13 protein-coding genes are annotated in these 16,796 nt (G+C 67.7%); 8 read left to right on the plus strand and 5 right to left on the minus strand.

The genetic code is table 11. The features are described 5' to 3' along the window. Positions 1-6 precede the first annotated feature (6 nt). On the plus strand, positions 7-1,449 hold the full coding sequence (locus tag NQK81_RS09305; protein ID WP_257487879.1) for a purine-cytosine permease family protein: 1,443 nt from the start codon (positions 7-9) through the stop codon (positions 1,447-1,449). Here NQK81_RS09305 and NQK81_RS09310 read toward each other — a convergent pair. Then, positions 1,446-2,261, minus strand: a complete 816-nt coding sequence (locus NQK81_RS09310; RefSeq protein WP_257487880.1) for an oxidoreductase — start codon at positions 2,259-2,261, stop codon at positions 1,446-1,448. The two genes, NQK81_RS09305 and NQK81_RS09310, sit on opposite strands and share 4 nt — an antisense overlap. 91 nt (positions 2,262-2,352) lie before the next feature. Between NQK81_RS09310 and NQK81_RS09315 the strand changes: the two genes are divergently transcribed. Both NQK81_RS09315 and NQK81_RS09320 read left to right on the plus strand, forming a co-directional pair. Continuing rightward, on the plus strand, positions 2,353-2,880 hold the full coding sequence (locus tag NQK81_RS09315) for a TetR/AcrR family transcriptional regulator (RefSeq protein ID WP_126731543.1): 528 nt from the start codon (positions 2,353-2,355) through the stop codon (positions 2,878-2,880). A gap of 58 nt (positions 2,881-2,938) precedes the next feature. Continuing rightward, positions 2,939-3,586: a DJ-1/PfpI family protein gene (locus NQK81_RS09320; protein ID WP_257487881.1), complete on the plus strand. Its 648-nt coding sequence runs from the start codon at positions 2,939-2,941 to the stop codon at positions 3,584-3,586. A 200-nt stretch (positions 3,587-3,786) separates the two neighbouring features. Here NQK81_RS09320 and dxs read toward each other — a convergent pair whose 3' ends face one another. Next, positions 3,787-5,691, minus strand: a complete 1,905-nt coding sequence (gene dxs / locus NQK81_RS09325) for a 1-deoxy-D-xylulose-5-phosphate synthase (RefSeq protein ID WP_257487882.1) — start codon at positions 5,689-5,691, stop codon at positions 3,787-3,789. 216 nt (positions 5,692-5,907) lie between these two features. On the opposite strand from dxs, the gene NQK81_RS09330 reads away from it, so the two are divergent. The 5 genes from NQK81_RS09330 (at position 5,908) to NQK81_RS09350 (ending at position 12,726) form a co-directional block, all read left to right on the plus strand. Further along, positions 5,908-7,392: an aldehyde dehydrogenase family protein gene (locus NQK81_RS09330; RefSeq protein ID WP_257487883.1), complete on the plus strand. Its 1,485-nt coding sequence runs from the start codon at positions 5,908-5,910 to the stop codon at positions 7,390-7,392. A 16-nt stretch (positions 7,393-7,408) separates the two neighbouring features. Continuing rightward, on the plus strand, positions 7,409-8,920 hold the full coding sequence (locus tag NQK81_RS09335) for an APC family permease (protein ID WP_257487884.1): 1,512 nt from the start codon (positions 7,409-7,411) through the stop codon (positions 8,918-8,920). Beyond that, positions 8,917-10,470 (plus strand): GMC family oxidoreductase, encoded by a 1,554-nt coding sequence (locus tag NQK81_RS09340; protein WP_257487885.1) that lies wholly within the window; start codon positions 8,917-8,919, stop codon positions 10,468-10,470. The genes NQK81_RS09335 and NQK81_RS09340 overlap by 4 nt, the downstream gene beginning before the upstream one ends. A 232-nt stretch (positions 10,471-10,702) precedes the next feature. Further along, complete coding sequence (locus NQK81_RS09345; RefSeq protein ID WP_257487886.1) at positions 10,703-11,245, plus strand: DUF1062 domain-containing protein; 543 nt, start codon at positions 10,703-10,705, stop codon at positions 11,243-11,245. A gap of 224 nt (positions 11,246-11,469) precedes the next feature. Continuing rightward, positions 11,470-12,726: an HNH endonuclease signature motif containing protein gene (locus tag NQK81_RS09350; protein ID WP_257487887.1), complete on the plus strand. Its 1,257-nt coding sequence runs from the start codon at positions 11,470-11,472 to the stop codon at positions 12,724-12,726. Between the two features lie 223 nt (positions 12,727-12,949). Here NQK81_RS09350 and NQK81_RS09355 read toward each other — a convergent pair whose 3' ends face one another. The 3 genes from NQK81_RS09355 to NQK81_RS09365 form a co-directional block, all read right to left on the minus strand. Next, complete coding sequence (locus NQK81_RS09355; protein ID WP_257487888.1) at positions 12,950-13,321, minus strand: hypothetical protein; 372 nt, start codon at positions 13,319-13,321, stop codon at positions 12,950-12,952. 186 nt (positions 13,322-13,507) lie between these two features. Next, the gene (locus NQK81_RS09360; protein WP_257487889.1) at positions 13,508-14,713 is read right to left on the minus strand and encodes a class I SAM-dependent RNA methyltransferase; all 1,206 of its coding nucleotides are present in this window, start codon (positions 14,711-14,713) and stop codon (positions 13,508-13,510) included. Beyond that, positions 14,710-16,737, minus strand: coding sequence for an APC family permease (locus NQK81_RS09365; protein ID WP_185927008.1), 2,028 nt, complete (start codon positions 16,735-16,737; stop codon positions 14,710-14,712). Before NQK81_RS09365 ends, NQK81_RS09360 begins: the two co-directional genes overlap by 4 nt. Positions 16,738-16,796: the final 59 nt, after the last annotated feature.

Here is a 16,796-nt window from a genome sequence, read left to right on the forward strand (position 1 = left end):
GTCCCCATGGGTGACAAGGTCACCGAAGTCGAGCAGCACGGCATCGCGCCGATCCCGCCGGAGGAGCAGACGTCGCGCCCGCGCGACCTGTTCCGGATGGCGTTCGGCGGCGCGAACACCTTCGCCACCATCATCCTCGGGACGCTCCCGATCGCCTTCGGCCTGAGCTTCTGGGCGGCGGTCGCGGCCACCGTCGCCGGCGTGGTCGTCGGCGCGCTCGTGCTGTCGCCGATGTCGTTGTTCGGCCCGCTCACCCGGACCAACAACGCCGTCTCCTCCGGCGCGCACTTCGGCGTCGTCGGCCGTTGTGTCGGCTCCTTCCTCTCCCTGCTGACGGCGATCACGTTCTTCGCCATCTCGGTCTGGGTGAGCGGCGACGCCGTCGCCGGTGCGGCACAACGGCTTTTCGGCTTCGACGGCGGCGAAGTGCTGCGCGGCGTCGCGTACGGCGTCATCGCGATCGCCACGCTGGTGGTGTGCATCTACGGCTACCGGTTCATGCTGCTGGTGAACCGGGTCGCCGTGGTGCTGGGCACGGCGATCATGCTGCTCGGCATCGTGGCCTACGGCGGCACTTTCGACCCCGGGTTCGCCGGCACCGGCACCTACGCGCTCGGTGACTTCTGGCCGACGTGGATCCTGGCCGCGCTCACCACGATGGCGAACCCGATCTCGTTCGGCGCCTTCCTCGGCGACTGGACGCGCTACATCCCCGCGCGCCACAGCCGCCGTTCCCTGCTGGCCGCGCCGTTCCTGGCGCAGGTGGCGACGTTGCTGCCGTTCGGGTTCGGCATCGCCACCGCGACGCTGGTCGCGGATCCGGCCGACTACATCACGGGCCTGACCGCGATCTCCCCGCTCTGGTACGCGATCCCGCTGATCGTGGTCGCGCTGATCGGCGGGCTGTCGACCGGCACGACGTCGCTCTACGGGACCGGGCTGGATTTCAGCTCGATCTTCGTGAAGCTCAGCCGCGTGCAGGCGACGCTGCTGATCGGCTCGCTCAGTGTGGTGTTCATCTTCGTCGGCAATTTCGTGCTGGACATGGTCTCCAGCATCAACGCCTTCGCCACGCTGATCGTGCTGTGCACCTCGCCGTGGATGGTGATCATGATGATCGGTTTCGTGCTGCGGCGCGGGTTCTACGACCCGGACGACCTCCAGGTGTTCAACCAGGGCCGCAAGGGCGGGCGCTACTGGTTCACCCGCGGGGTGAACTGGCGGGCGATGGCGGCGTGGATCCCGGCGACGACGCTGGGCCTGCTGACCGCCAACACCCCGATGATCGCCGGGCCGTTCAAGGACATCGCGGGCGGCGTCGACATCAGCATGGTGGTGACGCTGTGCACGGCGGCGATCGCGTATCCCGTGCTGGTGAAGCTCTTCCCCGAACCGCCCGAGGTCTACTCGTACGCCGAGCCCGTCGCGGAACCGGCCGTCGCCGTTTAGGCGAAACGGCGCAGCGCCCCGAGGAACAGCGCGTCGAAGGCACGATCCGGGAGCACCCGGCGCACGAACAGGATCGGCTTCGCCCCGAAACCGGCGGCGTAGCGGATCTTCGGGCGCCGGGCCCGGACGGCCTTCAGGATCACGTCGGCGATCACCTTCGGATGGGAGGCGCGCGCGGTCTGGTCGAAGAACTTCGCCAGCGCCTTGGCCTGCGGCGCGTAGGCGGTGTCGCCCGAGGTCTTCATCAGGTTCTCGATGACGATACCGCCCCATTCGGTCCTGATGGCACCGGGTTCGACCACCACGACGTCGATGCCGAACGGTTTGAGCTCCAGCCGCAGTGAGTCGCTGAGTCCTTCGACCGCGAACTTCGTCGAGTGGTACCAGCCGCCGAGCGGTTCGTAGATCTTGCCGCCGATCGACGAGATGTTCACGATCCTGCCCGAGCCCTGGGCGCGCATATGCGGCGTGGTCAGCTGGACGAGCCGCGCGAGCCCGAACAGGTTGACTTCGAACTGGTACTTCCCTTCCGAGAGCGGCACATCCTCGAAGGCGCCGTACGAGCCGTATCCCGCATTGTTGACCAGGACGTCGATGCGGCCCGACTCCTCGATGATCCGCTCGACCCCCGCGACCATCGACGCGTCGTCGGTGACGTCCATCCCGAGGATCTTGATGCCGCGTTCGGCCAGCCCCGCCATCCGCTCGACGCGCCTCGCGGCGCCGTAGACCGTGTAGCCCGCTTCGTGCAGCGCGAGCGCCGTGGCCTCGCCGATGCCCGCCGAAGCGCCCGTGACCAGTGCGACCTTCATGCCCATCTCCTAACTAACCGGTTGGTTGCCAATTCAGGTTGCCACGCGGCCCGACTGGATGTCAACCAACCGGTTAGTTAGACTGGGTCACATGGTCAGGGACAAGGAAGCGACCAAGCGGAAACTGCTGGACGCGGCGACGACCGAGTTCGCCACGTACGGCATCGCCGGCGCCAGGGTGGATCGCATCGCGAAGAACGCGGGCGCCAACAAGGCGCTGATCTACGCCTATTTCTGCAGCAAGGAATACCTGTTCGAGATGGTCATCCAGGAGCAGGTCGACCTCGCCATCCGGACGCTCACGATCACCCCCGAGGACCTGCCCGGCTACGCGGGCAAGCTGTTCGACCGCTACCTCGAACACCCCCACCTCCTGCGGCTCATGGGCTGGCTTCGACTGGAGAACGGCTTCGACGCGACGCCGGAGGCCGAGGTCCGGGCGCACGCGGACAAGGTCGCCGCGATCCGGGAGGCGCAACGCGCGGGCACCGTGCCGGACCACTTCGACGCCGAGGAACTGCTGAGCCTCGTCGTGCACCTGTCGATCCTCGGGTTCTCCTCCCCCACCGCGACCCGCGACCTCGTCGTCCGCGCGGTCGGCCGGATCGTGGGAACCTGAGCCCCTTTTCGCGCGACCACTGGGTATGCAGCGTCGTACGTTCTTACGTGCTTCAGCCTTGTCCGCCGGCCTGGTGGGCGTCACCGCGCCCGCCGCTTCCGCCGCCGCCCCGCTACGGGTGCAGATCCTGATGTTCGACGGCGTGGAGGAACAGGATTTCGTCGCGCCCGTCGAGGTTCTGGGCCTGGCCGGGAAACTCACCGGCGGCGCCGTGGTCACCTCGCTGGTTTCCGCGGGACGGCCCGGATCCGTGAAATGCACCTACGGCACCGTCGTCGACGTCCCGCGTCCCTGGTCGCCCGGCGAGGCCGACGTCCTCGTGGTGCCCGGCGGCGGCTACACCGACCGCAACGGGCCCGGGGTGCACCGGCTCACCGCCGATCAGGGCTTTCTGCGGCGCCTCGCCGCGTCGCGGGCGCTGCCCGTCGGGATCTGCACCGGCAGCATGGTGCTGTCCGCCGCCGGCCTGACGAAGGGCCGCAACGCGACGACGCACCACGGCGCGAAGGCGGATCTGGCCACGCAGGGCGCGAAAGTGATCGATGCGCGCGTCGTCGACGACGGGGATCTGATCACCGGCGGCGGAATCACCGCGGGTCTTGAGGTATCGCTGTGGCTCGTGGAGCGCTTCTTGGGCGCGAAGGCGGCTCAGCGGACCGAAGTGGTGCTGGAGTACGAGCGGCGGGGCACCGTCTGGCGGGCCTAAAGCTGTGTGGAAATAGGGACGTTGAGTGTCCCTATTTCCCCACACCTGGTCGTGACAGTGACTGTCTCGCCGGACCGTGTGGATTTTTGGTCATCTGACGACCAGAAATCCACACGGTCACCGACCTCTCTCCAGCGGAGAGGCACTGCCTGACGCGAGGCCGTAGCTTCAGCGACCACCACACGCGCGCCGGACACTTGTCAGCGCCGCGTGTCCTCCGGCGCCGGCGTCCGGCTCGCCAGCTTCGCCGACCACTCCGTCACCCGCCGCGCCACGTCCTGCGCGGTGAGCCCGACGCGGGCCAGCACCTCCTCGCGCGAACCGTGGTCGTGGAACACCTGCGGCACCGCGAGATCGCGCAGCGGCACATCGCATTCGGCGTCGCGGAACAGCGCCGCCAGCGCGGAGCCGAAGCCACCGTGCCGCCCGCTGTCCTCGACGGTCACGACGAGCTTGTGCTGCTCGGCCAGCGCCACCAGCTCGGCGGGGGCCGGGACGACCCAGCGCGGGTCCACCACGGTCACGCCGATGCCCTGGTCGGCCAGCCGGTCCGCGGCCGCGAGCCCGAGCAGCGCGAACGCGCCCACGGCGACCAGCAGGACGTCGGCTTCACCGGCGGGCTTGCGCAGCACGTCCACGGTGCCGACGCGTTCCACGGCGGGCACCGAATCGACCACGCCGCCCTTGGAGAACCGCAGCGCCGTCGGCCCGTCCTCGACCGCGACGGCCTCCCGCAGTTCCTCGCGCAGCGTTCCGGCGTCACGCGGGGCGGCGACCCGCATACCCGGCACCATGCCGAGCAGCGAGAGGTCCCACATGCCGTGGTGGCTGGGCCCGTCCGGGCCGGTGATGCCCGCGCGGTCCAGCACCAGCGTCACGGGCTGCCGGTGCAGCGCGACGTCCATCAGGACCTGGTCGAACGCGCGGTTCAGGAAGGTCGAGTACACGGCGACGACGGGGTGCTTGCCGCCCATCGCGAGCCCGGCGGCCGAGGTCACGGCGTGCTGCTCGGCGATCCCGACGTCGTACCAGCGGTCCGGGTACGCCTCGGCGAACTTGTGCAGCCCGGTCGAGCGCAGCATGGCCGCGGTGATCGCGACGACGTCCTCGCGGTCGGCGCCGATCTTCACCAGTTCGTCGGCGAAGACGCCGGTCCAGCTCGGGCCCTTGACCGGCGGCAGGCCGGTTTCCGGGTCGATCGGGTCGGTCTGGTGCATCTGGTCGGCCTGGTTGGTCACCGCGGGCTCGTAACCGTGCCCCTTCTCGGTGACCACGTGGACGATGACGGCGCCGCCGAAGTCGCGGGCGCTCTGGAACGCCTTCTCCAGCGCGACGAGGTCGTGCCCGTCGACCGGCCCGAGGTACTTGAGGCCGAGGTCGGAGAACATCATCTGCGGGCTCAGCGCGTCCTTGAGCCCCGCCTTCGCCGCGTGCAGCGCCGCGTAGATCGGCTTGCCGACGACGGGCGTGTGCCGCAGCAGTTCCTTGCCGCGGTCCAGCACGCGCTCGTAGCCGGGCTTGAGCCGCAGCGACGCGAGGTGGTCCGCGACGCCGCCGATGGTCGGCGAGTACGAGCGGCCGTTGTCGTTGATGACGATGACGACCGGCCGGCGCGGGTTCGCGGCGATGTTGTTGAGCGCCTCCCAGCACATGCCGCCGGTCAGCGCGCCGTCGCCGACGACGGCGATCGCGTGCCTGCCACCGCCTTCGAGCTCGAACGCCTTCGCCAGACCGTCCACATAGGACAGCGCGGTCGAGGCGTGGCTGTTCTCGACGAGGTCGTGCTCGCTCTCGCAGCGCGCCGGGTAGCCGGTGAGGCCGCCGAGCTGGCGCAGCTTGCCGAAGCCGTCATGACGGCCGGTGACGATCTTGTGCACGTACGCCTGGTGACCGACGTCCCACACGATGGCATCGCTGGGCGAGTCGAAGACGCGGTGCAGCGCCATCGTCAGCTCGACCACACCCAGGTTCGGGCCGAGGTGACCACCGGCGAGCCGCACCTTTTCGACGAGGAAGTCCCGGATCTCCGCGGCCAGCTCGTCGAGCTGCTCCTGGTTCATCCGCTTCAAGTCGGCCGGTCCGTGCACGGACTCGAGCAACGTCACTCTCCCACCTCGCCTGGTTCCTCTTCCGCCGTTCCGACCAGTCTACGGAGGACGCCTGAGAGTCTTCCGTCCGCCGCGTCACGGGTCACATGTCAGAAAATCACCACTCGACACCCGAAGGTGTGAACATGGTCTCTTTTGCCAAGTAGCGGTCACGTCGGGTGGCCGCGATAATCGCTGATCGACGGTTGAGCAGAAGCCGGTTCGGAGGGCTTGATGGCGGACTTTTTCATCGGTGGCGAGTGGGTCGACGCGGTCGGCGGTGGTCGCCGGGAAATCCGCTGCCCCGCGGACGGGTCGCTGGTCGCGGAAGTCGCCGAAGGCACCCGCGAGGACACCGAAGCGGCCATCGCCGCCGCGAGGAAGGCGTTCGACACCGGCCCGTGGCCGCAGACGCCCGCCCCGCAGCGCGGTGACCTGCTGCTGAAGGCCGCCGACCTGCTCGACCGGGACGCCGCCGCCTTCGCCCGCGCCGAATCACTCGACACCGGGAAACGGCTGGTCGAGAGCGAATACGACATGGCCGACATCGCCGCGTGCCTGCGGTACTTCGGCAAGCTCGCCGCGAACGACGCCGGCCGCGTCGTCGACACCGGCAACCCGGACGCGTTCAGCCGCATCGTGCACGAGCCGGTCGGCGTCTGCGGACTGATCACGCCGTGGAACTACCCGCTCCTGCAGACCATCTGGAAGGTCGCCCCCGCGCTCGCGGCGGGCAACACGTTCGTCCTCAAGCCCAGCGAGCTGACCCCGCACACCTCGATCATGCTGATGAAGCTGCTGACCGAGGCCGGGCTCCCCGGCGGCGTCGCGAACCTGGTGCTCGGCGCCGGCGCCCAGGCCGGAGCGCCGCTTTCGGAACACCCGGACGTCGACCTCGTGTCGTTCACCGGCGGCCTCGCGACCGGCAAGATCATCGCCGCGTCCGCCGCCGCGACCATCAAGAAGGTCGCGCTGGAGCTGGGCGGCAAGAACCCGAACGTCGTCTTCGCCGACTCGGACTTCGAGACCGCCGTCGACTACGCGCTGACCGCGGTGTTCCTGCACTCCGGGCAGGTCTGCTCGGCGGGTGCGCGGCTGATCGTCCAGGAGGAGTGGCACGACAGGTTCGTCGACGAACTCGTCCGCCGCGCCGAGCTGATCCGACTGGGTGGACCTTTCGACCCGAAGGCTGAAACCGGTCCGCTGATCTCGGCCGCCCATTTGGAAAAGATCGAACGCTACGTCGCCGCGGCGCTCGAAGAGGGCGCCGTCCTGCGCACCGGCGGCAAACGCCCCGACGATCGCGAGCTCGCGAAGGGGCACTACTACCTGCCGACCATCCTCGACAACGTGAAGCAGGGCAGCAGCGCCGTCGTCGACGAATCGTTCGGTCCGGTGCTCACCGTCGAGACCTTCACCGACGAGGACGACGCCGTCCGCATCGCCAACGACACCCACTACGGCCTCGCCGGCGCGGTGTTCACCTCGGACGCCTCCCGCGCGCAGCGGGTCGCGAACCGGCTGCGGCACGGCACGATCTGGATCAACGACTTCCACCCGTACCTGCCGCAGGCGGAATGGGGCGGCTACAAGCAGTCCGGCTTCGGGCGCGAACTCGGCCCGACCGGGCTCGCCGAGTACACGGAGGCGAAGCACATCTACCAGAACCTCCGGCCCGCTCCACAGCGCTGGTTCTCCGGGGAGCCCGCGTCCAACTAAAGAGGGGAAATTGCCGATGAGCAATCCTTCCGATGACGGCCTCGCCGGTTTCGGCTACAAACAGGAACTCGAAAGAACGCTCGGCAATTTCCACACCTTCGCCGCCGGGATCAGCTACATCTCGATCCTGACGGGGACCTTCCAGCTGTTCTACTTCGGCTTCAGTTTCGGCGGGCCGGCGTACTGGTGGTCGTGGCCGATGGTGTTCGCCGGCCAGCTGATGGTCGCGCTGTCGTTCGCCGAACTGGCCGCGCACTATCCGGTCGCCGGTTCGATCTACAACTGGTCGAAACGGCTCGGCAGCCCGCACGTCGCCTGGATGGCCGGGTGGATGATGCTGACCGCGTCGATCGTCAGCATCGCCGCGGTCGCGCTGGCCTACCAGATCACCCTCCCCCAGATCTCGTCGTTCTTCTCCTTCTCGGGCGACAGCGCGGTGAACGCGGTCATCCTCGGTACGGCGCTGATCGTGTTCACGACGCTGGTGAACGCCTGGGGCGTCAAGCTGATGGCGCGGATCAACAGCGCCGGGGTGTTCATCGAACTGATCGCCGCGGTCCTGCTGATCGTCGCGCTCGCGGTGAACATCACGCGGGGCCCCGAGGTCGTCATGCAGACCAACAACACCGGCGCCGACCAGCCGTGGGGCTATTTCGGGGCGTTCCTGGTCGCGTCGCTCGCGTCGACCTACGTCATGTACGGCTTCGACACCGCCAGCTCGCTCGGTGAGGAATCCCACGACCCGCGCAGGAACGCGCCCAAGGCGATCCTGCGCGCGCTGATCGCGTCGTTCGTCATCGGCGGGCTGATCCTGATCCTCGCGCTGATGGCCGTCGGCGACATCAACAACCCCGAGATCGCCACCGGCGGCCTGCAGTTCATCGTGCTGGACGTCCTCGGCAGCACGATCGGCACGATCTTCCTGCTCGCGGTCGTCGTGGCCATCACCGTGTGCAACCTGGCCGTGCAGTCGGCGTCGATCCGGATGATGTTCGCGATGGGCCGCGACAACAACCTGCCCGCCGGGAAACACCTGGCGAGGGTGTCGCCGAAGACCAAGACGCCCGTGATCCCCGCGATCGTGTCCGGCGTCATCGCGGTGCTGATCCTGGTGGTCAACGTCGGCCAGCCGCAGATCTTCACGGTGATCACCAGTATCGGCATCATCATGATCTACCTGGCGTACCTGCTGGTCACCATCCCGATGCTGGTCAAGCGGCTGCGCGGGCAGTGGCCACCGCCGAAGGTGGAGGGCACCAAGTACTTCTCGCTCGGCAAACTGGGGCTGCCGGTCAACATCCTCGGCGTGCTGTGGGGCGGCGCGATCGTGGTGAACCTGGCCTGGCCGCGGCGTGAGGTCTACAACGCGACCGAGCCGTATCACTGGTACCTCGAATGGGGGGCCGTGCTGTTCGTCGGCGCGGTGGCGGTCGTCGGTTTCGCGTATTACTGGTTCGTCCTGCGGCACAAGAGCGGCGTCCTGGCCGACCACGCCGCGGAAGCACTTCCCGAGGAGGCAGCACAGTGACCGGAGAGTTCGACTACATCGTCGTCGGCGGCGGGACGGCGGGTTCGGTGGTCGCGGCGAGACTCTCGGAAGATCCGGACGTCACCGTGGCGCTCCTCGAAGCCGGACCGTCCGATGTGGACGATCCAGCGGTGCTGGAACTGACGAAGTGGATGGCGCTGCTGGAATCCGGCTACGACTGGGACTACCTGGTCGAGCCGCAGGAGTCCGGCAACTCCTTCCTGCGCCACGCTCGCGCGCGAGTGCTCGGCGGCTGCTCGTCGCACAACTCGTGCATCGCGTTCTGGGCACCGGCGGAAGACCTCGACGAATGGGCGTCGCTCGGCCTGCCCGGCTGGGCCGCGAAGGACATTTTCCCGCTGTACAAACGTCTTGAGACCAACGACGGCCCCGGTGACCACCACGGCCGCTCCGGCCCGGTGACCATCCGCTCGGTGCCGCCGAACGACCCGACCGGTGTCGCGCTACTGCAGGCCTGCGAGCAGGCGGGCATCCCGAGGACGGAGTTCAACTCGGGCAAGACCGTCACGCACGGGGCGAACTGGTTCCAGATCAACGCGCGCGAGGACGGCACGCGGTCGTCGGCGTCGGTGTCGTACCTGCACCCGATCATCGGCAAGCGGCCGAACCTGGAGATCATCACCGGTGCCCGCGTCCGGCGGCTGCTGTTCGACGGCAAACGCTGCACCGGCGCGGAATACCTGGCCGACGACCTGATCCACGGTGTCCCGCTGCGGGCGCGACGCGAGGTGATTCTTTCGTCGGGCGCGATCGACACGCCGAAACTCCTGATGCTGTCCGGAATCGGCCCCGCCGAACACTTGCGCGAGGTCGGCGTGGACGTGCTGGTCGACTCCCCCGGCGTCGGCGAGAACCTGCAGGATCACCCCGAAGGCGTCATCCAGTGGGACGCGCTGCAGCCGATGACCACCGAATCCACGCAATGGTGGGAGATCGGCATCTTCACCACCACCGAGGAGGGTCTCGACCGGCCGGACCTGATGTTCCACTACGGCTCGGTGCCGTTCGACATGAACACCCTCCGGCAGGGGTATCCGACCACGGAGAACGGCTTCTGCCTGACCCCGAACGTCACGCGGTCACGGTCGACCGGGACGGTGCGGCTGCGCAGCCGCGACTACCGGGACAAGCCGAAGGTGGACCCGCGGTACTTCACCGACGAGCACGACATGCGCGTGATGACCTACGGCATCAAACTGGCGCGCAAGATCGCCGAGCAGCCCGCGCTGGACGAATGGGTCGGCACGGAACTGGCGCCCGGCAAGGACGTCAAGACCGACGACGAGATCGCGGACTACCTGCGCAAGACGCACAACACGGTCTATCACCCCTCGTGCACCGCGAAGATGGGCGGCGACGACGACCCGATGGCGGTGCTGGACGCGCGTCTGCGCGTGCGAGGCGTCGAGGGCCTGCGGGTCGCCGACGGTTCGGCGATGCCGTTCCTGGTCGCGGTGAACCCGTGCATCACGACGATGGCGATCGGTGAGAAGTGCGCGGACATGCTGAAGGAGGACGCGCGCTCCTAGCTTCGCTCGTCCGGCCCCCTGGTTTCGGCCAGGGGGCCTTCTTCTTGCCCGGAAAACCGGTGGAGCGGGCGCTGCCGGGCCATTACCTTGCTGCCGGACCACGTCGCCGAGCCGGAGGCCTGCCGTTGTACACCCTGTGAGACCTGCCGAGCGCTGATTTCGTCGCGCGTCGCGCCTGGGGCGCCGCGCTTCCTTTTGCTGCGGATTTCTCACTGGAACGGGTGTATTTCCTGTGCTCGAAAACTGGGTCGTCGTACCCGTCTGCCTGCCTGTCGTCCTCCGCCGTTGCCGCTCCTGCCCTGCCGGGCGTTTCCGGGCGAACGGCAAATTCCGGGTCAACGCCAACCACAAACTCCTCGACGTCTGGCTCCTCGTGCGCTGTGTCGCGTGCGGGGACACCGCGAAGCTCACGATCCTGGAGCGGGTGAACGTGCGCTCCGTCCGGCCCGAGTTGCTGGACCGGCTGCACGAGAACGACCTGGGGTTGGCGGCCGAACTGCTCCAGGATCCCGCCGTGCTCCGCCGGAACCGCATCGCCCTCGATTGGGACGGCTCCTGGCGCCTCGACACCGGCTCCTCGTGTCACTCGGACCTTCGCGATGTCTCGGTTCGTTTCGAGGTACCGATTCCCGTCCGGCCCGCTCGGCTGATCGCCGAAGGGTGCGGTCTTTCGCGGGGTGAAGTCGAGAGGCTGATCGATGCGGGGAAGGTGGTTTCGGGGGTGCGGTTGACCGGGAAAGTGTCCGGGGACTTCACCTTTACCCTGAAACGCTGATCTTGTGGGGCTCGTGACCTGTCGCGAAAGCCACTTTCGCACAGTTGAAGGTTGCGAAAGTGGCTTTCGCAACGCCGCGCCAAGAGCAGCCGGAAGCCACGTTCACCAAGCGCGAGCGTCACGACGCACAGCATCCGAATCACCCGTCAGTGGCAAATGCACACTTACCATTATTGCTTAAAGTTACCCATGATTCCCTTGGCATTTTTCGGTAATATGGAGACGTGCCCGAGACGACCATTCCCGAACTGCCGCAGGAGCTGTGGCGCGCCGGCAAGCTGGAGCTTGCCCACGGCGTGACGCACCTGCTGCGGGTGATACGGATGGCCTCCGCCGGGCTGGGGAAGTACCTCGCGGAGGTCGAGTCGCGGGGCGCGGAAGACTTGTACGGCTACGGGAGCGTGGCGTCGTGGCTCGCCGACGTAGCCCGGATCTCCCGGGGCGACGCGCAAGACATGGTGGACCGGGCCCTGGCCTTGAACCCCGCGCCGAAAGTCGGTGCCGACGGCGCCGTGTTCGCGCCCGCGACCGCCGCCGCGGCCGACGACGGCGCGATCGGTGAGCAGCACATCGACCTGATCCTGGAGATCCTGCGCAAGATTCCCGCCGACGTGCCCATGGAGGACCGAGCCGGGGCCGAGAAGATCCTCGCCGACCTCGCCCGCAACGCCGGGCCGAAAGAGATCGCCGGGGCCGGAGCCGACCTGCTCGCCCACCTTGACCCCGACGGGAACGAGCCGAAAGACCCCGAGCCGGCCCCGCCGCGGCGCGAGGTGTTCGTCGAGCGCCGCAAGGACGGCTTCTGGAAGCTCTCCGGCCTTCTCGACCCCGAGACCGGCGCCCGCACCGCCGCCGCGTTGGACGCCTACGGTGCGAAGCGGCCGCTCGACGAATTCGGGCAGGCCGACCACCGAACCATGCCCCAGCGCCGAGGCGACGCGTGGGCCGACCTTCTCGACCTCGCCATCGCCTGCCCCGACCAACCGGGCACCTCCGGCTACCGCACGCTGGTGCACGTGACCGTCGGTCTCGAAGCTTTGAAGTCCGGGCTCGGGACCGCGTGCCTCGACTTCGTCGGGGAAATCACTGCCCGCGAAGCCCGCATGGCCGCTTGCGACTGTTTGATGATCCCAGTAGTGCTCGGCGCCGCCGGTGAGCCTCTCGATGTCGGACGGATGAAGCGTTTCGTCACTCCCGGCCAACGCCGGGCCCTGAACATCCGCGACGGTGGCTGCGCTTTCCCCGGCTGCCAGCGGGCACCGAAGCACTGTCACGCCCACCATATCCGGCACTGGGCAGACGGCGGCCCGACCGACCTGCGGAACCTGGTCCTGCTTTGTTCCTTCCACCACCGGCTCATCCACCATGGTGACTGGCAGGTTCGAATGGCGCCCGAAGGGATACCGGAGTTCGTGCCGCCCCAGTACCTCGACCCGCTACAGATGCCACGGCGCAACACTCTCCACCGCGTCGTGACGTGATCCAAGCCCGAGGAGCCCGCCGACCGCACCGGCGACGGGCTCCTCGGCACGCCCATGTTCGGCCCGGATTCTCGTACTCACTGAGCGGCAGTTCCCCCGCTGACCTGTGACGTCGCGAAAGCCACTGTCGGGACATCACACGTCGCGAAAGTGGCTTTCGCGACACATCCAGACCACGAGCCCTCCCCAAGCCACCTCAGCGGCATAGTGAAGGCCTCCTTCCCTACCCCCGGGTCGGCCACTCGGACTCCTCGAAGTAAACGGCCGCCGGAGTCCCCCGATTTCCCGTCATCTGTTCCAGCGCCCAGGCCCGCCCGAAATCGGCCAGCGCGGGGCCCGACCAATACGCGGGAATACTGATTCCCTTCCACAGCGGCATCTTCGGCCCGTTCAGGGTTCCGTGACTGACCTGCACCTGGACCGCGCCTTCCGCCCAGGTGAAGACGAAATGCGCGTACATGAACATCCACGCCTGCCTGCCCAGCAGATCGCGCGCGAGCAACGGCCCCTCGGACGGGTACGGCGCCGTGTAGATCACTTGCTTCCGGCCACTGCGGTAATTGATCTCCTGTGCCGTGATACCAGGAGGAAGCATCGAGGGCTCCACTGATCAGCCCTCCACGACGCTGATCGCACCGTGCCCGCCGCCGGAACAATCTTTTTCACCACAGTAACCAAAGAACGAAGTAAGATAGTTCACGTGAAATCACGCTAGCGAGCACGACGACACCCGGACAAGCCGAACGAAGCCAGTCCATTCCGACGGATTACAAATCCTGAATTATTGCAGCAACGCAACGCATTCGACGTGGTGCGTCATCGGGAAAGCGTCGAAGGCGCGCAGATCCACCAGCCCGTAGCCGTGCCCGGCGAACAGCGCGATGTCCCGCGCCAGCGCGGCGGGGTCGCACGCCACGTAGACGATCCGGTCGGGCGAACCCTCCACAATGGAATCGACGACGGCCTTGCCCGCGCCCTTGCGCGGCGGGTCGAGGACGACGACGTCGACCGGTTTCGGGGCGTCGGCCAGCAGCTGCTCGACCTTGCCGGAGCGCCAGCGGACCTGCGGGAGGTCGGCCAGGTTCTCCTCGCCGTCGGCGACGGCACGACGGCCGGATTCGACGGCGAGGACGCGCCCACGCGGGCCGACCTGCTCGGCGAGCACCGACGCGAAGAGGCCGACACCGGCGTACAGGTCCCAAGCCACGCCGTCACGCGGCGCCTCCGCCCATTCCGCGACGACGGCGGCGAGCGCCTCCGCGGCGGCCGGGTGGACCTGCCAGAAGCCGTGGGCGTCCAGGCGCCAGTCGCGGCCGGCGGCGTGCTGCACGGCAATACCACCGGCCAGCTGCCGCGAGCGGGTCTTCCCGTGGACCGTCGACAGGTCGCGAAGGTGCACCTGTCCCTCGCCGTCCTTGGTGACCTCGATTTCGCTGCCCGGTCGCCACTTCCGCGACACGACGTCGTCGAGCGCGCCGGGGACGGTGATCGGGCAGTCGTCGATCGCGATCACGCGGTGACTGTGGTGCGCACGGAAACCCGCCCTGCCGTCCTTGCCCGCGACGAGCCGGACACGGCTGCGCCAGTCCAGCGGCCCGCCGTCGAGTTCTTCGACGACGACCTCGCGCTCGATCCCGGCCAGCCTCTTCAGCTGTTCCATGACCACCGCGGCCTTGAGTTCACGCTGATGCCCGGGCGTGGCGTGCTGCCAGTCGCAGCCGCCGCACTCCCCCGGCGCCGCGAGCGGGCACGGCGGCTCCACGCGTTCCGGGGACGCCTCCAGGACCTCGACGGCGTCGGCGCGGCAGAACGAGCCGCCCTTGTCCTCCGTGACCGAGGCCAGGACCCGCTCGCCGGGCAGCGCGTGCCGCACGAACACGACCCGGCCCTCCGCCCGCGCGACGCAGTGGCCGCCGTGCGCGACAGCGCCGACCTCCAGCTCGATGGTTCGTCCGAGCCAGGTGCCGGTCGACGCGTCCACACTCATTCTGCTTTGTCCTTAGTATTTTCGGGTTGCTTGACGACCGGGGAGAACCCGCGCCGCACGTCGCCCGCCGCCGGGCGGGCCTTCCGGTCGCGTTTGATCGCCTTCTCCGACGATTCGAGCTGCCACGGCACGCTCGTCACCATGACGCCGGGCTGGAAAAGCAGTCGCCCCTTGAGACGCAGGGCGCTCTGGTTGTGCAGGACCTGCTCCCACCAGTGCCCGACCACGTACTCGGGGATGAACACGGTCACCACGTTGCGCGGGTTGTCGCCGCGGACGCGCTTCACGTAGTCCAGCACCGGTTTCGTGATCTCGCGGTAGGGCGATTCGATCACCTTCAGCGGCACCTTGAAATTGTGGTCGTCCCATTCCTGGACGAGTTTGCGGGTCTCGACGTCGTCGACGTTCACCGTGACGGCTTCCAGCACATCCGGCCGCACGGCCTTCGCGTAGGAAAGGGCGCGCAGGGTCGGCAGGTGCAGTTTCGAAATCAGCACGATCGCGTGGTTGCGCGAAGGCAATACAGTCGGTTTGCGGTCCATCTCGCGCAATTCCTCGGCGACCCGGTCGTAGTGCTTCCGGATGGCGGTCATCAGCACGTAGATCGCCACCATCGCCGCGATCGCGATCCAGGCGCCGAGCAGGAACTTCGTGACCAGCACGATGATCAGCACGGTGCCGGTCATGGTGAGGCCGATCGCGTTGACCGTCTGCGAACGCCGCATCCGCCGCCGCACCGCCGGATCGGTTTCCCTGGCCAGCAGCCGGTTCCAGTGCCGGATCATGCCCGCCTGGCTGATCGTGAAGGAGACGAACACCCCCACGATGTAGAGCTGGATCAGCTTGGTGACCTCGGCGTCGAACGCGATGATCAGCACCAGCGCGAACGCCGACAGGAACAGGATGCCGTTCGAGAAGGCCAGCCGGTCGCCCCGGGTGTGCAGCTGACGCGGCAGGTAGCGGTCCTGCGCGAGGATCGAGCCGAGTACCGGGAAACCGTTGAACGCGGTGTTCGCGGCCAGCAGCAGGATGATGCCGGTGGCGAAAGAGATGTAGTAGAACGCGGGGGTGAAGTCGGCGAACACCGCCTGCGCGATCTGCGCGACGATCGTCTTCTGCTCGTAGCCCGCCGGGGTGCCGGTGAGCTGTGTCTCCGGGTGCTCGGCGAATTTGACGTCGGTGATGATCGCCAGCGTGATGATGCCGATCAGCATCGTCACCGCGAGCACGCCCATCATCAGCAGGGTGGTCGCCGCGTTCTTCGACTTCGGCTTCTGGAACGCCGGGACACCGTTGCTGATCGCCTCGACCCCGGTCAGCGCCGCCGCACCGGAGGAGAACGTGCGCAGCAACAGGAAGAAAAAGGCGAAACCGGTCAAAGAGGCTTCTTCGTGCAGCTGGAAATCCGCGCTCTCGGCCCGCATGTCGGCACCGGAGGCCGCCTCGATCAGCCCCCAGATCACCATGCCGAGGATGCCGATGATGAACCCGTAGGTCGGGATCGCGAACGCTTTGCCCGATTCGCGCACGCCGCGCAGATTCAGCGCGGTCAGCACGACCACGATGATGACCGCGGCGATCACCTTGTGCTGCGCCACCCAGGGAATGGCGGAACCGATGTTCGCCACGCCGGACGACGTCGACACCGCCACGGTGAGCACGTAGTCGACCAGTAGCGCGCTGGCGACGGTGAGCCCGAATTTGCCGCCGAGATTGGTGTTGGCGACTTCGTAGTCACCGCCGCCGCTGGGATAGGCGTGCACGTTCTGCCGGTAGGAAGCGACCACGACCAGCATGACGAGCGCGACGGCGACGCCGATCCACGGCGCGAACGCGTACGCGGACAACCCGGCGACGCTGAGGGTCAGAAAGATCTCCTCAGGCGCGTAGGCGACGCTCGACAACGCGTCGGACGCGAAAATCGGCAGCGCGATGCGCTTCGGCAGCAGCGTATGCGAGAGGCGGTCACTCCGGAATGGACGTCCGAGGACGAGCCGCTTCAATACGGTCGGGAACTTCGACACCACGGAAGACTAACCAACGGTGCTCACGGTAGGTTCGGCGCTGGTATGTCTGGGTACCT

The sequence above is a fragment of the Amycolatopsis roodepoortensis genome (assembly GCF_024628825.1).
Taxonomy (GTDB): domain Bacteria; phylum Actinomycetota; class Actinomycetes; order Mycobacteriales; family Pseudonocardiaceae; genus Amycolatopsis; species Amycolatopsis roodepoortensis.

Excerpts from the sequence above, each read along its gene's own strand:
- NQK81_RS09305 (WP_257487879.1), top strand. The coding sequence starts at position 7 with ATGGGTGACAAGGTCACCGAAGTCGAGCAGCACGGCATCGCGCCGATC.
- NQK81_RS09310 (WP_257487880.1), bottom strand. The coding sequence starts at position 2,261 with ATGAAGGTCGCACTGGTCACGGGCGCTTCGGCGGGCATCGGCGAGGCC.
- NQK81_RS09315 (WP_126731543.1), top strand. The coding sequence starts at position 2,353 with ATGGTCAGGGACAAGGAAGCGACCAAGCGGAAACTGCTGGACGCGGCG.
- NQK81_RS09330 (WP_257487883.1), top strand. The coding sequence starts at position 5,908 with ATGGCGGACTTTTTCATCGGTGGCGAGTGGGTCGACGCGGTCGGCGGT.
- NQK81_RS09335 (WP_257487884.1), top strand. The coding sequence starts at position 7,409 with ATGAGCAATCCTTCCGATGACGGCCTCGCCGGTTTCGGCTACAAACAG.
- NQK81_RS09355 (WP_257487888.1), bottom strand. The coding sequence starts at position 13,321 with ATGCTTCCTCCTGGTATCACGGCACAGGAGATCAATTACCGCAGTGGC.
- NQK81_RS09360 (WP_257487889.1), bottom strand. The coding sequence starts at position 14,713 with ATGAGTGTGGACGCGTCGACCGGCACCTGGCTCGGACGAACCATCGAG.